Raw genomic sequence first — 20504 nt, 5'->3', positions numbered from 1 at the left:
GGTTAAGGTCATTGACGGCAGTGTAACGGTACGGACCCATGCGGGCAAAAACTTGCGGGCGGCTATTCCTGACGAGGTGCATGGCAATATTGCGCTCACTAATCTGGATGCAGGCGCCTTAACTGTCGAATCGGATCTTGTGACCAAAAAAGGAAAGAATGGCGAAGCCGGTACAGTTACTCTGGAGCAGGAGGGAGAAATCACTGTTGATGGCAATGTGAATGCAAGTTCTGATGTGAAGGCCGTGAACTCGGACGGAGACATCTTATTTTTGGGCAGCGTAACCTCAGGCGGTTCTGTTTCTGCCAAAACAGATACGGGCACGATTGGCTATGGAGAGAACGTTAAGGCCCAGAACGCCGTAACTGCTGAAGTGACAGAAAAAGGTGATATAATGTATCTGGGTAATGTTGAGTCCGTCAGGAGAGGCGATATCAGGGCTTCAACCAAAGAGGGGGATATATGGTATCATGGAAAGGCGACCGCCAATGCCGGCAGCGTAATAGCCGAAAACGGAATCGGCTCGATTCGTTACAGTGACACTGTGCGGGCTAACAATGATGTAACCGCTACGACAACAGACGGTAATATCTGGTATGACGGCGCTGTGAATGCGGGCCAGACGATTAAGGCAACGATTACCGAAATCGGCTCGATTACTTATTGGAATACGATAAAGGCAGGTCGTGATGTAATAGCGGATACGAACGCCGGTAATATCCTGTTCAACAGCGGCGTGATGGCAGGACGCGATGTTATCATTCATACCGGGGAAGGCGATGTCACTTTTAACGGCAAAGTAACAGCAGGCAGGGATCTTCCGGACCAGGTCCGTTACAATTGGGGAAAGACCTGGTACTACAGTGACGGTGCTTACGAAGAAGTGGACGATGATTACCCCACAGGCTTTGGAATGGGGCTCGACGCGGTTTATGCAAACAAAGATCTGTCGGACAGATTCCGTTCCGGTGATGAAAAGATTGCCTATTATGACCGTTACGGGTTGATTGGATTTGCAGGATTCTTTATGGCAAGACCTTTCCGGAATGCAGACGCTGGTGAAATTGAAACGGATGAAGCAGAGCAGTAAGAAAGGCATTCTGAAATTTATCGACTCCAGCTCCGGATGTTTCCCCAAACCGTGTGCCGGGGGTTCATGTCCTTCTGCCCCTGCCAAGAAATGTGCCAACCATACGGTTTTCCGTGTGGTTGGCTTTATGTTCTCAGTGGACATTTTGTGGCAGGCGCCCGCATCTTTCTGCTAAAGAGTAAAAACTGTGAGGTACTAAGCCTGTACGATAATAAAAACAACTGTGTTATAGGAATGTAGATAAACACAGACCATGTATTACAGAGGTGTACTATGAAATTTTATATTGTGGATTGTTTTGCGGAAGAAAAATATCAGGGCAATGAGTTGCTTGTAGTAATAGCCGACCGGTTCATCAGCGACCGGGAACAGCAGCAGATCGCCCGGGAGATCAATTTTTCCGAGACAGCGTATATCTTGTCCGGCAAACAGGAAAACGGGGGATACGACGTGCGCATCTGGACACCGACGGTGGGGGAAGTTCCCTTTGCCGGCCATCCCACGTTGGGGACCGCCTTTGTAATTCACCATTATATAGAACATGGGCAAAGCAGGCAGGTGAAGCTGAATCTGAAAGTAGGGCAGATTCCTGTGGAGATTAAGGAAAACGGCCTCACCATGTCCCAAAAGGCGCCGTCTTTCGGGGAAATCATTCCCCGGCAGGAAATCGCGGAGGTGTTTGGCATTTCAACGGATGCCATTTCAGACGAGTATCCCGTCCAGTGGTCCAGCACTGGCCTGGCAGCAGTCATCATTCCGTTGAAGAACCGTAAGACCCTGGCTCAGGCGCGAACGGACAGGGAAGCGTTTGAACGATATATCCGCCGGCACCCGGCCAGCTACTGCAGTCACTTTTTCTTTGTAGATATGGGCGGCAACACCTTTGCTGCCCGCTGCCTGATGGAAGACTATCTGGAAGATCCCGCCACAGGCAGCGCCAACGGTGACCTGGCCGGATATCTGTTGCAGCACAACTATTTCAACCAGTCCAATATCGCATATACCGTGATTCAGGGAGAAGATATGGGGAGAAAATCTGTTCTGATTATTCATGCCTGCAAAAGGGAAGACATCTGGACAATCGAAGTCGGTGGTCAGTGCCACCTGGTGGCCAGCGGCGAATGGGAGTAAAGGACGGTCTTCCTGCTGATGCTGTTAAGGCAGCTGCAAACCGGCATTGGGCAATGGCATGGTGTGTTTCCTGCCAGAAGGAAACACAAAAATCTTTCATTCCTTGCAGATTTATGTTATAATATCTAAGTACATTTGTTTGAAATTAGCAGGGGACAACACGACTATGAAAGACATCAACTTTTACATGAACCTGGATTACCCGTATGAAATCACGCCGGAAGAGGACAGCGGCTACCATGCGGAAATCCCGTTGCTTCCGGGCTGTATCGCCCATGGGGAAACAGAAGAGGAAGCGCTGCAATATCTGAATGTGGCCAAGTGCGAGTGGATCAGCGGAATGCTGGAACGGCATATCCCGATTCCCCAGCCACCCTATAAAGTGATTTCCGTGTCTCACAATTGGAAACGGACGGGACGGTAACCGCATTCACAGAAAAGAACCGCATATTTTTACAAAATAAACCAGAGGTTTGCGAAAGGAATCCGCGGCCCCTGGTTTTTGTTTTGTCTTTTAACTTTGGGTAATACCGGGTAATCTGCAAGAGTAAACACGGTTACTCAGCGCCTGTTTTCTGTTTCTTCTCTTCCTGCATTTTGCGAATCATGGGTTTGATGCCGCCGTTTTGCAAAATTCCCATCATGTAATCGTTCATCGGTTCCGCCTTGGCTTTGGCGCCGGTGGTTTCGTTGACGATTTCGCCGGTGGTAAAATTGATGCGGACTGTATCGCCGCGTTTTACAAGGGCATGGATTCCCTTGCAGGTGATGGCGGGTATGCCCAGGTTGATGGCGTTTCGATAGAAGATGCGGCCAAAGGATTCTGCCAGTATGGCGCCGACTTCAATGCCTTTCAAGGTCATGGCCGCGTGCTCGCGGGAGGAACCGCAGCCGAAATTCGTCCCGGCTACGATGATGTCGCCCGGTTGGAAAAAGGTTGCCAGGTCCGGTTCTTCGCTGCCGCTCATGGCATGCTTCCGGATATCTTCCATTTCGGTCAGTTCCACATATTTGCCCGGATAGATTTGGTCGGTGTCGATGTTGTTGCCGAAAAGATAGGCTGTACCTTCAGCGATGGTTTTCATTTGCCGTTACCTCCTTCCAAATACGGACGCGGGTCGGTTACTTTTCCGTTCAGCGCGGCAGCCGCGACACTGGCGGGTGAACCCAGATAAATGCGTCCTTTCACATGTCCCATGCGGCCGGGGAAATTGCGGTTAGTGGAAGACACGCAGACCTCGTCTTCCGCCAGCAGTCCCTGATGGATTCCAAGGCAGGCAGCGCAGCCGGGGGCGGTGAGGGCAGCCCCTGCTTCCATCAGGGTCTGGATGTAACCTTTTTCCAGGCATTCCTGTAAAACAAAACGGGACCCCGGCACCAAAATCATACGGGTACCGTACGCGATATGCTTGCCTTTTAAAATTTTGGCGGCCACCGCAAAGTCTTCCGTACGTCCGCCGGTGCAGGAACCCAGGTAGCACTGGTCCACGTGCAGTCCCGCGAAAGCGGTCAGGTCATCCACATTGTCCACGCTGAAGGGTGCTGCCAGCTGTGGGCCGATTTCCGTAACATCAAAGGTCAGGTCGGCATCATATACATAATCCGGATCGGTTTCATATATTGTATAGTCGGTAATGTTGTGCGCCGCAAGATACGCCATGGTGATCTCATCCGGCTGGATATAACTGGTCTTGGCGCCCATTTCCGTTGACATGTTGCACATGGCCATGCGCTCGGAAAGACTGAACTGTTTTATGGCAGGACCGGCAAATTCCACGGCTTTGTAAACCCCGTAATCTGCTTTCAGCTTGCCGATGATATGTAAGATGACGTCCTTGGCATAGACCCCGGGCTGCAGTTTTCCGGTCAGGTTGATGCGGATGACCTCCGGCACCTTAAACCAGAGCTTTCCCGTTACCAGTATGGTGGCCAGATCGGTTGCGCCCACGCCGGTTCCGAAGGCGCCGAAAGCACCGTGGGTGGTAGTGTGGGAGTCGGTGATGACGATGATCTGTCCCGGGCGGGAGAACCCGTAATCCGCCATGAGCTGGTGGCAGACGCCTTCGTTGATATCCATAAGGTGGGGGATACCTTGTTCGTTCGTGAACTGGCGGAACTTTTTATGGTTGTCGGCCTGTTTTTCCGTGGCGCAGGGAGCGTAGTGATCGAAGAAAAGGATGACCTTTTCGGGATCAAAGACTTTTTCCCCGCCCATTTCGTAAAAGGATTTTACGGTCTGATAATATAAATCGTTAATGCCTGCAATGTCCACGTCGCAGTTCACAATCTCGCCTGCGTGGACCGATGCTTTTCCTGCTTTTTTTGCCAGAATTTTTTCAATAGCATGCATGGTGAAAGTCCCTGCCTTTCTGATTATTTATAATGAGAATCCGGACGGATCTGCCGCACGGATCAGGCGCTGTGCTTTGCAAGGAAAAGCAGCATCCTCTTCAGGACAAGTTCAGGCTGTTCTTCCGGCACGAAATGGCCGCACTGGGGTATGCCGGTGCCTTCGATATGACTGGCCAGCGGTTCCCATTTTTCCATTACGTTCCAGAGCTTGCCGACCACGCCGTTCTGTCCCCACAAAAGCAGCAGTGGCGTTTCGATTTTCTTTTTGCGGTCCGGTTCATCCAGCTGCATGTCAATCGTAGCACTGGCGCGGTAATCTTCGCAGATGCCGTGGACGGTACGGATGTCGCTGAAGCAACGGGTGTACTCGGCCAGTACGTCCGGTGGGAAATTGGCCCGGGCGGCAGGTCCGATCTTCAAATTCAGATTGTAGTTGATAAACCGTTCCGGGTCTGCGGAAAGGGCGGTTTCAGGAAAGCCCTTACCCTGGATGTAGAAGAACCAGTGCCAGTATTTAGTGGCAAACTCTTCGTTGGTTTCCTTATACATATCATACGTGGCGATGATATCCATAAGGGTGCAGCTCTTGATCTTCTCTGGATGATCTATGATCATCCGGTGCAATACCCGGGCGCCACGGTCATGGCCGGCCACATGGAACCGCTCAAAACCCAGTGCCTTCATCACTTTCACCTGGTCGTCTGCCAAAGCCCGCTTGGAATAATTGGAATGGTCAGGCAGGCCCTCCGGCTTGCTGCTGTCCCCATAGCCCCGCAGATCGGTAATCACGACGGTGTAATGCTTGGCTAGTTCCGGGGTCAGAAACCGCCACATCAGGTGCGTTTCCGGATGCCCGTGAACGAGCAGGACGGCTTCGTTCCCGCTGCCGCCGATGAGTGTGTTGATTACTATACCTGGTTCTGTTTCGATCCACTTCTGCGTGAATCCGGGAAAATACTTCTCGTCAATCGTCATAGTGACCCCTCCCTGTTAGTTTAGTTTGCAGGCATCCTGTTCTTTTGCGTACGCAAGGCCCGTTTGCGCACGGACCTGCGCGGTTTTGGACGGCGTTTTTGTCATGCCCTTCCGCCGAGATGTTCAGCTGTCGTACAGTCCCGTCAGCACAACGGCCATCAACGTTGCTGTTTTTCTTACTTATCATTATAACGTTGTTTGACAGGTGCAGCAAGAAAACACCTGTAAAATTGAAAAAATTCCGCATTATATGGTACAATTTAAAAAAGTGCCAATCCATCCGCAACACGTGCCGGCAGGCATGCACGCGCAGGAAATACGCGCGCCCCGGATAAAAGGAGGAAATACTATGATCGATGTTACAAGGCCCGAACTGGACGATGCCATAACCCGCGCCTGGCAGGCAAGCCCCGAAGGATCCGCGGCAGCGGTATACACCCCGGATATCGAACGGGTGCTGCGGGGGCTGCGCGCCAACCGCTTTGAAGCCCATTATTGTGCCGACGCCGCCGAAGCGCGGGCGTACCTGAACGGAAAAATTGACGGCAAAAAAGTAGGCATTGGCGATTCAGAGACGTTGCGGAAGCTGGAGCTGCACGAAGCGCTGGCTGCCCACAACCAGGTGCACAATGTGCTGCGCAGCCCCATCAACAAAGGCATGTCTTTTTTTGAATACGCCAAAGGCACGTTGCTTACAGACGTGTTCCTGTGCAGCGTCAACGCCCTGACCGAAGACGGCATCCTCGTGAATATGGACGGCACGGGGAATCGGGTGGCTGCCGCGCTGTTCGGGCACGAAAAAGTGTATTACGTGGCAGGGGTGAACAAAATCTGCCCCGACCTGGACCACGCCATCTGGCGGCTGCGCAACATTGCCGCCCCGCGCAACTGCCTGCGCAAGCACAAGGCCACGCCCTGCGCGAAACGGGGCGACCGCTGCTATAACTGCGCCAGTCCCGAACGCATCTGCAACGGGCTGCTGATCGAGTTCAAGAAGATGAGCAACATGGAGATGGAAGTGGTGCTGGTCGGCGAGTGCCTGGGCCTGTAACAAGGATAGCAACCGATGCATACCGATAAGTTGAAGCAGGAAATCAGAAGCATCCTGAAGCGGGACATGGTACTGAACATATCCATCATACTGGCTCTGGTTTCTTCGCTGTTTTTCAGACCTCGTATTTCCTATATCGATTTTTCCGTTTTGGGCATGCTGCTGTCCTTTATGCTGGTAGTGGCCGGCTTCCGGCAGTTGCATGTGCTGGAGAAAGTGGCTGACATCCTATTCTCCCGCTGCCGTAGCACCCGTCATGTGGCGGCGGTGCTGATCTGGCTGACCTTTTTCCTGTCCATGCTGGTGACAAACGATGTGGCCCTTCTGATCTTTGTGCCCCTGACCCTGATTACGGGCAAACAGATCCGGCTGGATGTGGGGCGTATCGTCATATTTCAGACCCTGGCTGCCAACCTGGGCAGCGCCTGCACCCCCATGGGGAATCCCCAGAACCTGTTCATCTACTACCACTACGGACTGAGCACGGGCTACTTTTTTTCCGTGCTGGGGCCGCTGTCCGTACTGAGCGGGCTATGGCTGGCGCTGCTGGTTCACGGACTGCCCAACGGCGAGTTGAAGCTGGAACAGCGGGAAACGGAAACAGGCCTGCGGTCGCAGATCCTGCTCTTTACCGCGTTGCTGCTGCTGTGCTTTTTGTCCGTGGCCCACGTGGTAAGCCCCCTGGTATGCACCGTTGTTGTAGTGACCGTGGTGACCCTGACCGACCGCAGCCTGTTGAAACTGGCGGACTACTCCCTGCTGCTGACCTTCATCGGCTTTTTCATCTTCATCGGCAACCTGTCCCACTGGGACGCTATCCGGCAGCTGCACCACTACCTGCACCACGCCCGGGGCATCGTATACGTGACCGGCATCGTGGCCAGCCAGTTTATCAGCAACGTGCCCGCGGCCATGCTGCTGGCCGGCTTCACCCGCAACGCCGGGGAACTGCTGCTGGGAGTGGACGTAGGAGGCCTGGGCACCCTGATCGCCTCCATGGCCAGCGTAATCTCCTATAAACTGTACGCCGCCGCCTATCCCCACCAGGTGATGAGCTACCTGCGCATGTTCCTGTTCTACAACTTTGCCGGACTCATCGGCATCGGGAGCATCGTGTACTGGTGGATGGTGAGGTAGCGAAATCATTTCACAATTTCTTCACAGAATCTAACAAAATACAGCGTTTTTTTGGAAAATGACCGAAAAGGCATTTAACTGTGAACTTTTCTTCACAGTTTTTCCGGAAAAACGCTTTATTTTTTTATTGCGAACCTTTAAACTTTGTCTTGTGCCAGGTGAAAGGAGGCTGATACATTGCGGTTGTTCCGATGGCAGGCCAGAAGTTCCGGCGGGAGAGCATATAACGGCGAATACTATGCAGAGAGCGAAGAACAGGTTATTGACTTCATCCGCAGGAATTACGGGTATGTTACAAACATTGAAAGGGTTAAGGACGGAAGATTCGTTCGCCGTTGGTTTGAACCGCGCTTGCAATTTTCAGGAAAGGAAAGGGCAAATTTTTACAAACAGCTTGCAACGTTGTTGGATGCAGGCATTCCTATTGTGAAAGGAATTGAGATGATAACCGGAAGGCTGGGTAAAAAGTATAAGCCGGTATGTAAACGGCTTACCCTTAGTTTGCAAAGTGGTCATCCTTTATCTTATGCGATGTCTTTACAGTCGGAAGTGTTTCCGGAAATGAATATTTCAGTTATAGAGGCAGGTGAAGCAAGTGGTCAGATTTCCCGGGTTCTTCTGTCGTTGTCCGATTTTTATAAGCAAAAGGACAAACTTATTAAGCTGGTACGCAATGTTTGTATTTACCCGGGATTTTTGCTGTGTTTAGCTGTTCTGACATTTTTGTTTTTCAGTGTGAAACTGGTACCTTCTTTTGCAGAACTGTATCATTCACTGGGAGTTAAGGAAACGCCCCTTTTGCAGATATTACTTCCAATTTCCGATTTGTTGCAGAATCATGCGGCGGCTATTTTCTGTGTGTTTATGGCTGGCTGCAGGTTGCTGTTGCTGCAGCGCTCAAAAGTTTTAACCCTGTTGATGTATCTCCCGGGAATCGGAAGTTTACGTCATTCATTTTTGGAAATAAGTTTTACGCGGTTGCTGGCACTGATGCTGGATAGCGGCATTGCATTTCCGGAAGCGGTTCTGCGTGCATCTGTTACGTTAACAGATGCGTCTATGAAGAATAACGCAAAAAAGTTTTCGGAAAACGTTCTGCGCGGTATCGGAATTGCTGAAGCGGCCATGCAGTCAGGAAATCTTTTCAGCCAGACAGGGTTAGAGTTTTTGAGCATCGGGGAAAGCTCCGGCGATTTGCCGGATATGCTGACGGAATTCGCGGAAATTCAGGAACAGGAGCTTTTTACCCGTCTCCGGGATGTAAAGGCAGTTTTGGAACCGGTACTGGTCGTCCTAATTGCGATGATGATTTTTACGGTTATGGCGGTGATGCTTTCGCCGCTGTTCGATTTGATGACCCGGATACCGGAATATAAATGAATGGAGGAATGTGATTGTTAAAAAGAATTAAGAAAAAGCTGGATTTTGCTGGGAAGAAGAATAGTCGCCGAAATGCGGGCTTCAGTCTGATAGAAGTAATCGCCGTTACAATTATTATCGGTGTTATGGCAACTATGCTGATGCCTGCGATTGACGGGGCAGGCTCCAAAGCGCGAAATGCAAAGCTAAAAAACGATCTGGCAACGCTGGATCAGGCCATTGCTACATACAAACTGGAACAGGGAAGCATACCGGCTTCGCTTGATAACCTGGTGCCGGACTATATTGCCAAAAACAAGGGCTTTAAGGATGCCAAAAATGAAGATTTCCAGTATTCTGTATCTGGCAGCAATTACACGCTGACCGGTTCTGACGCGGAAGGCAATACTGTAACGTCTAATGGCAGTGTTGCTGCGGAAACACAAGGATAACGGCTATCTGCTGGCTGAATGGCTGATGAGCATATGCTTGTACGGGATTGCCGTTTCCGGGCTGTACATGGGAATTACCGGATATGAAAAAACACTGGCAGCAGTACAGGTGGAAAACGCAGCCCGGGAGTTCACCCAGGATATTATGCTGACAAGGGAAAGAGCTCTTGCAGGTTCTGATCTGGGTTATATTGAATTGAGCAGCGGGCGTAAAGGGTATTGGGTCTGTCGGAGGCCGAATCTGGTTGATAAAAAACGAGGTTTTGCGTCGGGGGGGTCCGAAGCTTTGCAATTCAGCAGTATACCAGCTTATATAATAAGATTTTCCATCAACGGCTCTCCATCAGCAAGCGGGATTTTTATATTGCAGCATGAAAGGGTAAAGTCCGCACAGGTTAAAGTCAGTCTTCAGCCGGTTACAGGGAGGGTAAGGATAGAGCGTGTAAAATAATGAAACAGAAAAATCCGTTTTCAGAAAAGGAAAAAAAGGAATCTCAGGCAACGGAACGTCCATCGGGTTTTATTATGCTCCTGATGATTCCCATTTTTCTGGCAGTACTTACTTTCGCGACAGCAATAACAGGTTGTATATCTTGTTCGATACAGGCTATGACACACCGGAAAGAGATGCTACAAGCGTATTCTTTACTGGAAGATGACAGCTCGGCGTGGCGGAATGAAGTGTTGCCTGGTGAATGGAGAAACGTGTACGAAAATGATTATGAAAAAGTAGTATCCACACAGAAAGCAGGCCCGTACATTCTTCTTGTTAAAGAGATGCGCAATAAAACTACAGGAAAGGTATTGGTGAACCGTCTGGAATTTATACCAATAGGTAAAGAAGATGACCATACATCCTGACCAATGTTGTAACAAAAGAAAATCTGGCTCAATTCTTTTGGAATTAAATATTATGTTTATGGTTATGGTTATCGTCAGCACAGCATATTGTAATGCGATACAGGCAGTGTTAAAGAACTGCAGAAAGATTTTGGCAGATATTGAAATCGCAAAGGCAGCGCGCTATACAGAAAGCACTTTACGTCGGGAACTTTCCTACAATACGACGCAGGCAAAACTGGCTAAAGATTTCAATGACAGGGATCAGATTATCTGCCGGAAGACATATCAAAATGTGCGCGCCTACTGGTACCTGTCTAATGGGATGTTATACCGTAAGACTATAAAAGACACAACAACGGGAATCAATCCGTATTCCGGTCCGGATATCCGGATAACACGTTTTAAAACAATTCGGTTGGGAAAGGAGAAAATTGGCATTGTTATGAACTTACAAGACCCGGAAACCGGGTTGGAAAGGCAGATTGCCTTATCTTTGTTGTTAAGCAACGGTTCTGTAGCCCTGTAAAGCTCTGTATGAGATGTTTTATAAGCGGGAATGCATTTCGTAATACAACAGGAGGAACGGAAAAGAAGCAGGGCTTTATTCTGCTTCCTCTCCTGTTGTTTCTCATGATTTGTTCAAGCGTGGTTTTGTATTACGGGCGCAGTGTGTATCAGGAGTCAGAGGCGGCTCGGGAGCATTTGCGCCGGAAACAGCTGGAAACCATTGCGCAAAGCTTTATACTTACAGCCATTCAGCAGGAAAAAGATACGGAAATTGCAAGCGCTGCATATTCTTTACACCCTTTGTGGCCTGGGAACAACGAAGTACAGGTTTATGTTTCGGTTAACCGGGTGGAAGATTTAGGGCTGCGCTTTCTAAAAGTAAATGTTTCGGATTCCGACCGGGTTGATTTTTCACTACGGCAGTGCAGTATGTTTTTTCCTGTCTCTTTGCTTCAGCAGTTTGCAGAGTCTCCCCTAATCATAACTGGTTCCACAAGGCAGGAAAAATCAGAGAAGAAGGACAAGGATACTATCACAGGCAAATCATATGGCGCGGCTTTTCCGCAATTTTCCGTTGAAGAAATTGCGGGCTGGGCTTCAACTGATTTTCCTTCTGCGTTGGAACTGCAGCGTGACGGATTAAGCGGATGGATTTATCTGTGCAGGAACAAAATCGAGCTTCCAAAAGGCTTGAAGGTGAACGGAGATGGCATACTGGCTTTTGCCGACGACGTGACGATTGATGACAATACAGTGTTAACAGGCCGCATCGTTGTTTTGGCGGAGCGCAACCTGCGTATAGGAAACCATGTGAGATTAAATAAGGCACTGTTGCTGTGCCGGGGAAAACTGACCATTGGAACGGACAGTATTATCAATGGTGCAGTCATGGCACAGCAGGGTGCCGTAGTAGATGAAAACGCTTTGATTACCGGCGACAGGGAGGTGTTGGAACCCTTTAATTCCATTATCAGTTATTAAACAATAACGGGCGGAAGGTACAAGAACAGATTCAGTTTGTGCATGCCCGACAAGAATTTAATATTGATGAGTAAAACATAACCTCCTTTTCTGTGTATCAGTTCAGACTGGTGTTTATGATAACTCATGATTTTTCTCCTGACTGATCCCCCGTATTTACACAACGGGGGATTTTTCTTCCTGATTTCCATACTCTGCGACTTTATCTATGGTATAATGAAATAACAAAAACGTATCATGTTACGGTGTGTTTCACAAATTGCACAGAAAGGTGGACTGTTCGATGAAAAATTACGCAAAACCCGGTGAAGTGCTGTATCACGTGGGTTTATCGGTGGAGATGCTGCAGGGCGCGAAGTATGCTCTTGTACCCGGGGATCCGGGACGGGTGGAAGGCCTGGCGAAAGCAGTGGATCCGGATGCGGTGTATCTGGCATGTCACCGTGAGTTTACCAGCTGGCTGGCACGGGTGAACGGGGAGCCGGTGCTGGTCATCAGCAGTGGTATGGGAGGTCCCTGCATCACCTTTATTGTGGAAGAACTGGGGCGTCTGGGCGTCACCACCTTTATCCGGGTGGGCACTACCGGTTCCCTGCAGGAAGACCTGAATCTGGGGGATGTGGTCATCAGCAAGGCTTGCGTGCGCATGGACGGGGCCGGCAGGGCCTACGCGCCGATCGAGTATCCGGCGGTGGCGGATCTGGATGTGACCATTGCCCTGCGGGATGCGGCGAAAGAATTGAAGGTTCCCTTCGGTCTGGGCATTGGCGTGACCACGGACAGTTTCTGGCCCGGACAGGAGCGCTACGACAGCCTTAACGGTTATGTGGTGCAACGTCTGCGAGGCACGTTGAAGGAATGGCAGGCCCTGGGCTGCACCAATTTTGAGATGGAAGCGGCGACGCTTTTTACCCTGTGCAGTGTGCACGGGCTGCGGGCAGGCGCCATCTGCGGCGTGGTGGCCAAACGTACGGACAGCGAGGCCGTGGCACCGCCGGATGTGTACAAGATGGCGGAGAAACGATTCCAGGCTGTGGCGAAGCGGGCGCTGGAAAAACTGATTGCGGTGGATAAAACATAAAATTCAGAAAGCAAGTCCCCCGGGCAAGGCGGATTTGCCGGCTTTGTGAACGGGCAGCGCGTTGAAGAGCGCAAGCCGCAGATACATTGCACTGTGTGGTGCGCAAATGAGAACGAGTTTATTTGCAGAAATGTTGTTTCAGGAGGCGTGTTATGTTAGAGGTTGGAACTAAGGCACCGGATTTTACCTTGCCGGATCAGGACGGGAATCCGGTTGCGCTGAAGATCTTCAGGGGACAGAAAGTTGTGCTGTATTTTTACCCGAAGGATAATACCCCGGGCTGTACGAAACAGGCCTGCAATTTCGGGGAGCTGCTACCCCAGTTCCGGGAAAAGGGCGCGGTGGTGCTGGGTGTCAGCAAGGACAGCGTGGCGTCCCATAAGAAGTTTCAGGAGAAATACAACCTGCCGTTTACGCTGCTGTCGGATACGGAACAGAAGGTAATCCAGGCCTATGATGTGTGGCAGGAAAAGAACATGTACGGCAAAAAGACCATGGGTGTGGTCCGCAGTACGTATTTAATAGATGAAAAAGGCATCATCGTGAAGGCTTTCGGCAAAGTAAAGGCGGTGGAGAATCCGCAGCAGATGCTGGACGAACTGAAATAAAGGGCGCTTTGGAAAACAAGGAACAGGGAGGCATGGCAATGGTGCGTGTAATCATAACGTTGCTGGATTCCTTTGGCATCGGTTCTGCCCATGACGCAGTGGCGTTCGGGGATATGGGGTCCGATACCCTGGGACATATTGTAAAATGGATGGCAGAGAATCGGAAGAACCCGGACGGTTCGCCCCGGTATCTGCTGCTGCCAAACCTGGCGGCGCTAGGGCTGGAAACGGCCCATCGGCTCAGCACAGGGGAGGACATGGTTCATCCCATTTCCGGGGAGCCGCTCAAGGACACGGCACTGGACGGCGGCCGGGTGAAGGCTGCCTATACCTGCGCGGAAGAGGTGAGCAGGGGCAAGGACACCCTCAGCGGCCATTGGGAAATCGCCGGGGTGCCGGTGGATTTTGACTGGGGCTATTTCCCGGACAAGCCTCATTGTTTCCCACAGGAGCTGGTGGACTCGCTCATCAGGGAAGGAAACCTTCCCGGCGTTCTGGGTGAAAAGCTGGCCAGTGGCACGGAGATCGTCAGGGAACTGGGCGAGGAGCATATGCGCACCGGCAAGCCCATCATCTATTCTTCGGCGGACAGCGTGCTGCAGATTGCCTGCCATGAGGAAACCTTCGGGCTGGAACGGCTCTATGATCTCTGTAAACTGAGTTTTGAACTGGTGAAGCCTTATAAAATCGCCCGGGTTATCGCCCGGCCTTTTGTGGGCACAAAGGCGGCTGATTTTCAGCGGGTAGCGGCCCACCGTCACGATTATGCAGTGCCGGCCCATGAGGAAACGCTGCTGGATAAGCTGGTGGCGGCGGGAGGCAATGTGTATGCGGTTGGCAAGATTGCCGATATTTTTGCCCACCGGGGCATAACGAAACATTATCCTGCAGCGGGGCTGGATAAGATTTTTGATGCGACCCTGCAGGCGGTGAAGGACGCGCCGGACCGTACGCTGGTGTTTGCCAATTTTGTGGATTTCGATTCATCTTTCGGCCATCGCCGGGACGCGCTGGGTTATGGGGAAGGACTGGAGTATTATGACAGCAGGCTGCCGGAACTGTTCGCCCTGTTGCAGCCGGATGATGTGCTGTTGGTGACGGCGGACCACGGTTGCGATCCCACCTGGAAAGGCACGGACCATACGAGAGAAAAAATCCCGGTGCTGTTTTACGGACAGAATGTGAAACCGCAGCAGATTCCGCCGTTACATATCTTCAGCGATATCGGCCAGACACTGGCGGGGTATCTGGGCGTTGCCCCGTTGGGGCACGGGACAGCGAAGAATATCTGGAAAGAGTAGAGTCGGGGGGGCAGTTACAGCAGGTGTTTAGTGAAGACGTGCCGTGGCTTGCAGGGGTATTCGGTTTGCGGTTCCGGTTTCATAAAAATGACATAATTATTTTGTAAAATAATCCCGGGTTGTAAAAGAGTCAATCCTGTTTCATAGAGTAATGAAAGAATATAGTTTGGATTGGCGGGGGGTGAGGAAAAATGAAAAAACTGTTTTTATTCTTGGCGGTAATTGTTGCGTTATGCAGCGGCATTGCCGGGGATATATCTGTTTTGGAAGGGGCTCCGTTTCCGGGCGTGTCCAAGGCGTACGCTTTTGAGACGAAACCGGTGAATTTTGTGGTTATAGACCGTACCGGCGGTGTAAGCAGGTCGGATATGCGGGGATGGATCCAGATGGTGAAGATGGATTACCATGTGCCCTATTACCGGCTGATGGATGACAATACAAAAGCTAATGCCGCAGTCAATGAAATGTTTGCCAAAAACGTTAAACCTGACAAGGAAGCCATGAAGGCCGCGGCAGAACAGGCCGGTTGCGGGGCCCTGGTGGTGATGGTGGTGCACCGGATGGACTCTTACATGGTTACCAGTCATTCGCCCTTTGATTTTGATATGGAAACCTATGTAAGGACGTTTGCCTATGCGGATATGTTTGCATATAATTCAGATGGTAACAAGTTTATCCGGCGGTTCCTGCGGGAGACGGACCTGAAGCCGTTAGGATTGGAGGAAAATCCCTCGGACACCATTAAATGGACGCTGGGAAATTTGTTAAATAAAATGGAAGGAAAGCCGCAAATCTGAGCGGTGAGTTAATACCGTTATGCCAAAACCGGAAGATATTGAAGTGATTATAAAGCGCCGCCCTGACTGGGAGTTTCTGCAGAAACTCCCAAAAGAACTGCATGGTTTTTCGCTTGAGGAAGGCGGTCAGTTGAAGGGACATGAGTTTGTTCTGGGATCATATGTAAACGAAGAAGCCCGCCGCAGGCTGGAGCTGATTTATACGAAAGAGACCTTTGACTATGTACCGGTTCGCCAGGTCGGGCTGCTCCGGTACCGGGATTTCCGGTATATTACCAGAGATAAAGACGTGTTTGCTGAGTGGATTACCGGTGCAATCGACCGGCTGGTAGAGGAGACAACTCCGACCTATGTACCCCGGTCCGGTCATCTGCTGAGAGACAAGGGGATTCTTGACTGGCATTTTCCGGACACGCTGCCGGAACGGGTCGGCAATTTTGTCAAGTTTATCGGGCCACAGTGTCCGCTGGATTTTATCAATAACGCAACGGTTATTCTGGATTATGCGGATTTTGATGCGGGTAATGAGCTGGTGTTTCTGTATAACCGGGTGCGCAATGAGTTTTATGCGGAGAACAAGAAACACTTGATCCCCAACACGATCCATGAATTTGACGCAAAGAACCTGGAGGACCTTGAGGTGTTGCTGGCGGAAAGTCTGGAGCCGTATCTCCTGGATTTGGGAAACGACGGAAAGTGATGGCATCACAGTCGCAAATATGCATTTATCATGCATTTCTTAAAAAAACTTGACAGCAACGAAGAAATAACCTATACTATTAATGCTTGATGAAAAACGGCCCGGTGGTTCAGTTGGTTAGAATGCCGCCCTGTCACGGCGGAGGTCACGAGTTCGAGTCTCGTCCGGGTCGCCATTATGCCTCGGTAGCTCAGTTGGTAGAGCAAGGGACTGAAAATCCCTGTGTCCACAGTTCGATTCTGTGCTGAGGCACCATGTTGCGGAAATAGCTCAGTTGGTAGAGCACAACCTTGCCAAGGTTGGGGTCGCGAGTTCGAGTCTCGTTTTCCGCTCCATTGTTTATAAAAGGAGAGATTCTTTTATATATCGGTTACGGCGACATAGCCAAGCGGTAAGGCAGAGGTCTGCAAAACCTTTATCCCCGGTTCAATTCCGGGTGTCGCCTCCATACCTTCTGCCGAGGTGGCGGAACTGGCAGACGCACGGGACTTAAAATCCCGCGGGTAGAGATACCCGTACCGGTTCGATTCCGGTCCCCGGCACCAGTAAAAAATTGCCTGTCCTTTCAGTGAAAGGGCAGGTTTTTTGTTTACGGGTAATTGGGCCGGTATTGGCAGAGTATTTCTAAAAAGATAGAAAAATACAAATCTGATTTATGCTTTGTGTGATATAATAAAATTATTATAATTATGATTCATTATAAAAAAGGATACAAGCAAGAAAAGAGTGATCGTTCTCATGAAAAAAAATCACAGTAAGAATAAGCTGTTAACGGCAGCTGTTATGGCTGCGCTGCTGGCCACACCCGGATATGGCCATGCGTTTAAAATGGCGCCGGAATATGTGTATTATAATGGGAAGCCGATTGTAGAAATGCAGTTCCTGACCAAAGGCGAGAAGATTGAAAAGTTGGTGGACAAAGCCGGGTATACGCTGAGTCCTTCCCTGATCCAGCCGGTAAAATCCAGTACTGCCTACTGGACGGGGCTGATCGGCCCGAAAGCTAAAAACGGGCAGCCCTGGCAGGTGTTTGTGACCACGCAGAAAAATGAGCAGAACGCCTATGCGTCTACTACGTCTCTAATCGTGAAAAACAGAAAGGCAAAGGAAACCGAAGTTAATTTTGTGGCGCAGCAACTGCAGGACGGGAAAAAATTGCTCCGGATGACGGATAAGATTGCCGAAATGGATAATCCGCCTTCGGGGGATTATGGAATCAGCGAAATCGCTATAGGTCAGTATATGGGCGCAGCCCGCAAGGGAGCGGTGGACGGTTGGTGGGTGGATACGGATACGGTACTGCCGACCAACGAACAGGCGGCGGATTTTGTAGGCACGTTCCGCCATGAGCTGGGCCATGCCCTGGGCATCAGCAAGGCCGTAGAATACCTGGACAAAGCAGGAAATGTCTATGTGCCACAGGACCCTTCAGACACAATAAAATCCAAAGCGACAGGGGAAGTGATGATGCGGTTTAGTACCGAAGTAACCGATAAGGATTCCTGGAACATGCATCTGGTGGACCAGAACATGAACCCGGCAAAACCGGGGATGGAAATCCTGTCTTCGGCAGGCTTTACAGAAAAAAAGAAAGCGAACCCCGGCGTGAAGAAAAGCGATTTCTTTATTGTCAACAACCAATATAAAAAAGAAAATGCTTCCGGAAAAAACGGGAAGGCGTTTTTTATGGGACCCAATGTAACGGATGCCCTGGCGGGCGCCACTTTCTTCGGCGTCAACGGTGTTCCGGTCAATGGTTGGGAACACGATACGTTTGAAGGTTCCCATCTGCAGACAACCGGTATGATGAGCCATCGGGATTACAGCAACTATACGTCCTTTATGGAAATTGAACTGGCTGTGATGCAGGACCTGGGGTATAAAATCGACCGGGAGGCTTATTTCGGGCATTCCGTTTACGGAGACGGCAAAATCCTTACCAATACCCAGGGCTATTCTGCCCGGAATGAAGCGGGTACGTCATATATTAAAAGCAAACCAAGCTCCGTGTCGCTGGGTATCGGCCTGCACATCTACGGGTCCCGCAATACGGTGACCCAGGCGGCGGATATTTTAACTAACGGCACGGGTGCTGCCGGCATCCGGGTGGACGGCATGCAGAATTCGGTGATCGTTCCCGCTGCCACGAAAATTCATGCGGACGGTCTCCGGGGCAACGGTATCCTGATTGCCTATGGCCGCGACCAGGTGGTGAACCAGGCCGGTACGGTTACGGCTAAGGGTAAGGGCGGCACGGGCGTGCGTTTTGATTTCGGAGCCAGCACCAACGGCGCGAATGATGAGTACCGGGGTTCTTATATCCGTTACAAACGGAGTGTGAAAGAGGGAACCGGCGCGATTGACGATCCTGAAAATCTGAAACTGACGGACATGGATGAGAACGTATTCAATGCGGCGGCAGACGAGTTAAACGGGCCGCAGGTAAAGGAATACAATCTGAGCGGTTCCCTGTCCGGCGCGGAAAACGCAATCTATATCAGCAGAAACGCCTTTGTAAAAAACATCAACATAAAGGAAGGTGCCTCCATCAGCGGAAATATCACCAGTGACTGGAAGCATTTCAAAACAGACGGCAGTTATGACGGCGTGGAAAAAACGGAAAAAGAACCTGCGATTTCCTTTGAAGCGTGGATGGCGAAAAATCATCCGGGGGAGAATCCAAAACCCAGAGGTGAAGAACTGGAAAAAAATCCTGCCTTAATAGATAAATATTTACAATATGCGGCAGATTATGAGGCGGATCCGGAAGTTAAGGCCAGTATAAAAACGGTTACAACACAGAAAGGGCTGTTGCGTATCCAGTACAACGGAAAGACGGGAGATAAAGGGTACGCCTATGACGCCTACATTCCTGATCTGGTGACGAACCTGAATTTTGCGGCGACGATGGCGTACAACGGTAACATCGCCGGCCCGGACAATATGAAACTGAACGTGAAGAGCGGCACTTTGGCCTATACCGGTACCGCGGATGTGGTGGGTGTGACCGTAGCGGATGGCGCCACGTTGCTGGGCGGAAGTTACAAGGTCCACGACATGAGCAGCAAGGCGGCAGCGGATTTTGTTTCCAAACTGGATAATACCGATAAAGGTTTTTTCATCAATAGTGGTACAGCAGGGGCGCTCAATAGCGCATCTTCCATGAATATTACCGGCAATCTGCTCTCTGATGGCATATTGCAGGGTGTGGCAGGCGGCGCCGCCGGAACAATCAAGGTAAGCGGTGATGCCAACATCGACGGTTCGCAGGTCATCGCTAAAAACTTGCTGCCGGATGAAAAATTTACCGTATTGCAGGCCGGTTCTGTCAGCGGTTCGGTAACGAATACGGAAGACGCGCCGTATAAGTTCGGTATGCTGGATGAAACCGGCGCCGTGGAAGGAAATACGGCGGTAGTGACAGGTATAGCGGCAAACAATCTCGGAAAAACCGATGCGGTACAGGCAGAAACATACGGCGCTATGATGTCCATGTACAATAACCTGACTGCAAAGGGCGATGCCCGTCGCAATGAAATGCGTCCCCTGTTCACCCTGACGCCTGCGGAGACAAAGAAAGCATTTTCTGCGATTTCTTCCAACGCGTCAGCGAAAAGCATGGCGCTGGCCCAGCGGAGCGTGATGACCCGTCACCTTTTGTCATCCCGTCTTAACGAAGCCTTTATACCGGAACCGGTGAAGGTAAAACTGCCGGAGGCTAAGTTAGACGGAGGCAGCGGCGGGGGCCCGGAAGTTTCCCTGAAACTGTTGGAACCGGCGGAGAATGATATCTGGCTGAAGTTTGGCAAGAACTGGGGCGATTTGAAAGACGGCGCCGATTACCACAGCTCCACTACGTTGCTGGGCTGGGACAAGGCTGTTGCTCCCAACTGGCGGGCCGGTGCGTATGCCGGTTACAGTAAAACGGGTTTTGCGGACAATACGGCAGGCAACGAGCTGAAAGACACACGCATTGGCCTGTACGCCGGTTACAACAAAGCCGGACGGGAAGGTCTGGTGTTCCTGAATTATGGCTGGATGCGCAACAAACTGCACAGGGGCGTTATGGGCATGACTGCCGGTGCGGATTATCACAGCCGCATTCTGGAACTGGGCGGCGAGTATCTGTACGACCTGCA

20 protein-coding genes, 5 tRNA genes and 1 pseudogene are annotated in these 20504 nt (G+C 50.8%); 23 read left to right on the top strand and 3 right to left on the bottom strand.

Annotated elements, in window-relative coordinates:
• The 3 genes from BM159_RS12060 to BM159_RS11085 all read left to right on the top strand — a co-directional run.
• On the top strand, nucleotides 1-1090 hold a 1090-nt coding region (locus BM159_RS12060), incomplete at its 5' end, for a hypothetical protein (protein ID WP_177206034.1).
• Between the two features lie 273 nt (nucleotides 1091-1363).
• Nucleotides 1364-2221 carry a PhzF family phenazine biosynthesis protein gene (locus BM159_RS11090; RefSeq protein ID WP_093914287.1) on the top strand — a complete coding sequence of 286 codons (858 nt, stop codon included), beginning with the start codon at nucleotides 1364-1366 and terminating at the stop codon, nucleotides 2219-2221.
• A 166-nt stretch (nucleotides 2222-2387) separates the two neighbouring features.
• The gene (locus BM159_RS11085) at nucleotides 2388-2645 is read left to right on the top strand and encodes a type II toxin-antitoxin system HicB family antitoxin (protein WP_093914286.1); all 258 of its coding nucleotides are present in this window, start codon (nucleotides 2388-2390) and stop codon (nucleotides 2643-2645) included.
• 133 nt (nucleotides 2646-2778) lie between these two features.
• Here the strand turns inward: BM159_RS11085 and BM159_RS11080 are convergent, their stop codons facing one another.
• The 3 genes from BM159_RS11080 to BM159_RS11070 all read right to left on the bottom strand — a co-directional run bounded on the left by BM159_RS11080 (nucleotide 2779) and on the right by BM159_RS11070 (nucleotide 5548).
• Nucleotides 2779-3306: a LeuD/DmdB family oxidoreductase small subunit gene (locus tag BM159_RS11080; protein WP_093914285.1), complete on the bottom strand. Its 528-nt coding sequence runs from the start codon at nucleotides 3304-3306 to the stop codon at nucleotides 2779-2781.
• A complete protein-coding gene (locus BM159_RS11075; protein ID WP_093730295.1) occupies nucleotides 3303-4571 on the bottom strand; it encodes a 3-isopropylmalate dehydratase large subunit in 1269 nt (422 codons plus the stop codon). Before BM159_RS11075 ends, BM159_RS11080 begins: the two co-directional genes overlap by 4 nt.
• 62 nt (nucleotides 4572-4633) lie before the next feature.
• Nucleotides 4634-5548 carry an alpha/beta fold hydrolase gene (locus BM159_RS11070; protein WP_093914284.1) on the bottom strand — a complete coding sequence of 305 codons (915 nt, stop codon included), beginning with the start codon at nucleotides 5546-5548 and terminating at the stop codon, nucleotides 4634-4636.
• Nucleotides 5549-5897: 349 nt separating this feature from the next.
• On the opposite strand from BM159_RS11070, the gene BM159_RS11065 reads away from it, so the two are divergent.
• The 20 genes and pseudogenes from BM159_RS11065 to BM159_RS10975 all read left to right on the top strand — a co-directional run.
• Entirely contained in the window at nucleotides 5898-6599 is a 702-nt protein-coding gene (locus tag BM159_RS11065; RefSeq protein WP_093914283.1) for a lactate utilization protein, read from the top strand.
• Between the two features lie 15 nt (nucleotides 6600-6614).
• The gene (locus BM159_RS11060; protein WP_093914282.1) at nucleotides 6615-7736 is read left to right on the top strand and encodes an SLC13 family permease; all 1122 of its coding nucleotides are present in this window, start codon (nucleotides 6615-6617) and stop codon (nucleotides 7734-7736) included.
• Nucleotides 7737-7913: 177 nt separating this feature from the next.
• Nucleotides 7914-8474: pseudogene (locus BM159_RS12280) on the top strand (type II secretion system F family protein); the annotation flags it as partial.
• 219 nt (nucleotides 8475-8693) lie between these two features.
• Entirely contained in the window at nucleotides 8694-9116 is a 423-nt protein-coding gene (locus tag BM159_RS12200) for a type II secretion system F family protein (protein ID WP_245763715.1), read from the top strand.
• A 14-nt stretch (nucleotides 9117-9130) separates the two neighbouring features.
• The gene (locus BM159_RS11050) at nucleotides 9131-9547 is read left to right on the top strand and encodes a type II secretion system protein (RefSeq protein WP_093914280.1); all 417 of its coding nucleotides are present in this window, start codon (nucleotides 9131-9133) and stop codon (nucleotides 9545-9547) included.
• Nucleotides 9516-9998 carry a hypothetical protein gene (locus tag BM159_RS11045; RefSeq protein ID WP_093914279.1) on the top strand — a complete coding sequence of 161 codons (483 nt, stop codon included), beginning with the start codon at nucleotides 9516-9518 and terminating at the stop codon, nucleotides 9996-9998. Before BM159_RS11050 ends, BM159_RS11045 begins: the two co-directional genes overlap by 32 nt.
• A complete protein-coding gene (locus tag BM159_RS11040; protein ID WP_093914278.1) occupies nucleotides 9998-10408 on the top strand; it encodes a hypothetical protein in 411 nt (136 codons plus the stop codon). The genes BM159_RS11045 and BM159_RS11040 overlap by 1 nt, the downstream gene beginning before the upstream one ends.
• 130 nt (nucleotides 10409-10538) lie before the next feature.
• Nucleotides 10539-10916: a hypothetical protein gene (locus BM159_RS11035; protein WP_177206032.1), complete on the top strand. Its 378-nt coding sequence runs from the start codon at nucleotides 10539-10541 to the stop codon at nucleotides 10914-10916.
• A gap of 104 nt (nucleotides 10917-11020) precedes the next feature.
• Nucleotides 11021-11878 (top strand): hypothetical protein, encoded by an 858-nt coding sequence (locus BM159_RS11030; protein ID WP_177206031.1) that lies wholly within the window; start codon nucleotides 11021-11023, stop codon nucleotides 11876-11878.
• Nucleotides 11879-12161: 283 nt separating this feature from the next.
• Nucleotides 12162-12959 carry a uridine phosphorylase gene (gene udp, locus BM159_RS11025; RefSeq protein WP_093914275.1) on the top strand — a complete coding sequence of 266 codons (798 nt, stop codon included), beginning with the start codon at nucleotides 12162-12164 and terminating at the stop codon, nucleotides 12957-12959.
• A gap of 152 nt (nucleotides 12960-13111) precedes the next feature.
• Complete coding sequence (gene bcp / locus BM159_RS11020; protein WP_093914274.1) at nucleotides 13112-13567, top strand: thioredoxin-dependent thiol peroxidase; 456 nt, start codon at nucleotides 13112-13114, stop codon at nucleotides 13565-13567.
• 38 nt (nucleotides 13568-13605) lie between these two features.
• Nucleotides 13606-14868, top strand: a complete 1263-nt coding sequence (locus BM159_RS11015) for a phosphopentomutase (protein WP_093914273.1) — start codon at nucleotides 13606-13608, stop codon at nucleotides 14866-14868.
• 191 nt (nucleotides 14869-15059) lie between these two features.
• Complete coding sequence (locus tag BM159_RS11010) at nucleotides 15060-15665, top strand: hypothetical protein (RefSeq protein ID WP_093914272.1); 606 nt, start codon at nucleotides 15060-15062, stop codon at nucleotides 15663-15665.
• Nucleotides 15666-15684: 19 nt separating this feature from the next.
• Complete coding sequence (locus BM159_RS11005; protein WP_093914271.1) at nucleotides 15685-16365, top strand: hypothetical protein; 681 nt, start codon at nucleotides 15685-15687, stop codon at nucleotides 16363-16365.
• Between the two features lie 98 nt (nucleotides 16366-16463).
• A tRNA-Asp gene (locus tag BM159_RS11000) sits at nucleotides 16464-16540 on the top strand.
• A gap of 4 nt (nucleotides 16541-16544) precedes the next feature.
• Nucleotides 16545-16620: transfer RNA gene (locus BM159_RS10995), tRNA-Phe, on the top strand.
• 4 nt (nucleotides 16621-16624) lie between these two features.
• Nucleotides 16625-16700: transfer RNA gene (locus tag BM159_RS10990), tRNA-Gly, on the top strand.
• Between the two features lie 39 nt (nucleotides 16701-16739).
• Nucleotides 16740-16813 (top strand) — tRNA-Cys (locus tag BM159_RS10985).
• A gap of 8 nt (nucleotides 16814-16821) precedes the next feature.
• A tRNA-Leu gene (locus BM159_RS10980) sits at nucleotides 16822-16910 on the top strand.
• A gap of 193 nt (nucleotides 16911-17103) precedes the next feature.
• Nucleotides 17104-20504 (top strand): autotransporter outer membrane beta-barrel domain-containing protein (locus tag BM159_RS10975; RefSeq protein WP_093914270.1); only part of this gene is annotated, 3401 nt, incomplete at its 3' end.

Source organism: Succiniclasticum ruminis DSM 9236, assembly GCF_900112895.1.
Classification (GTDB): Bacteria; Bacillota; Negativicutes; order Acidaminococcales; family Acidaminococcaceae; genus Succiniclasticum; species Succiniclasticum ruminis.
Note: the sequence above shows the minus strand (reverse complement) of the source record. Positions and strands in the feature narration are given on the sequence as shown.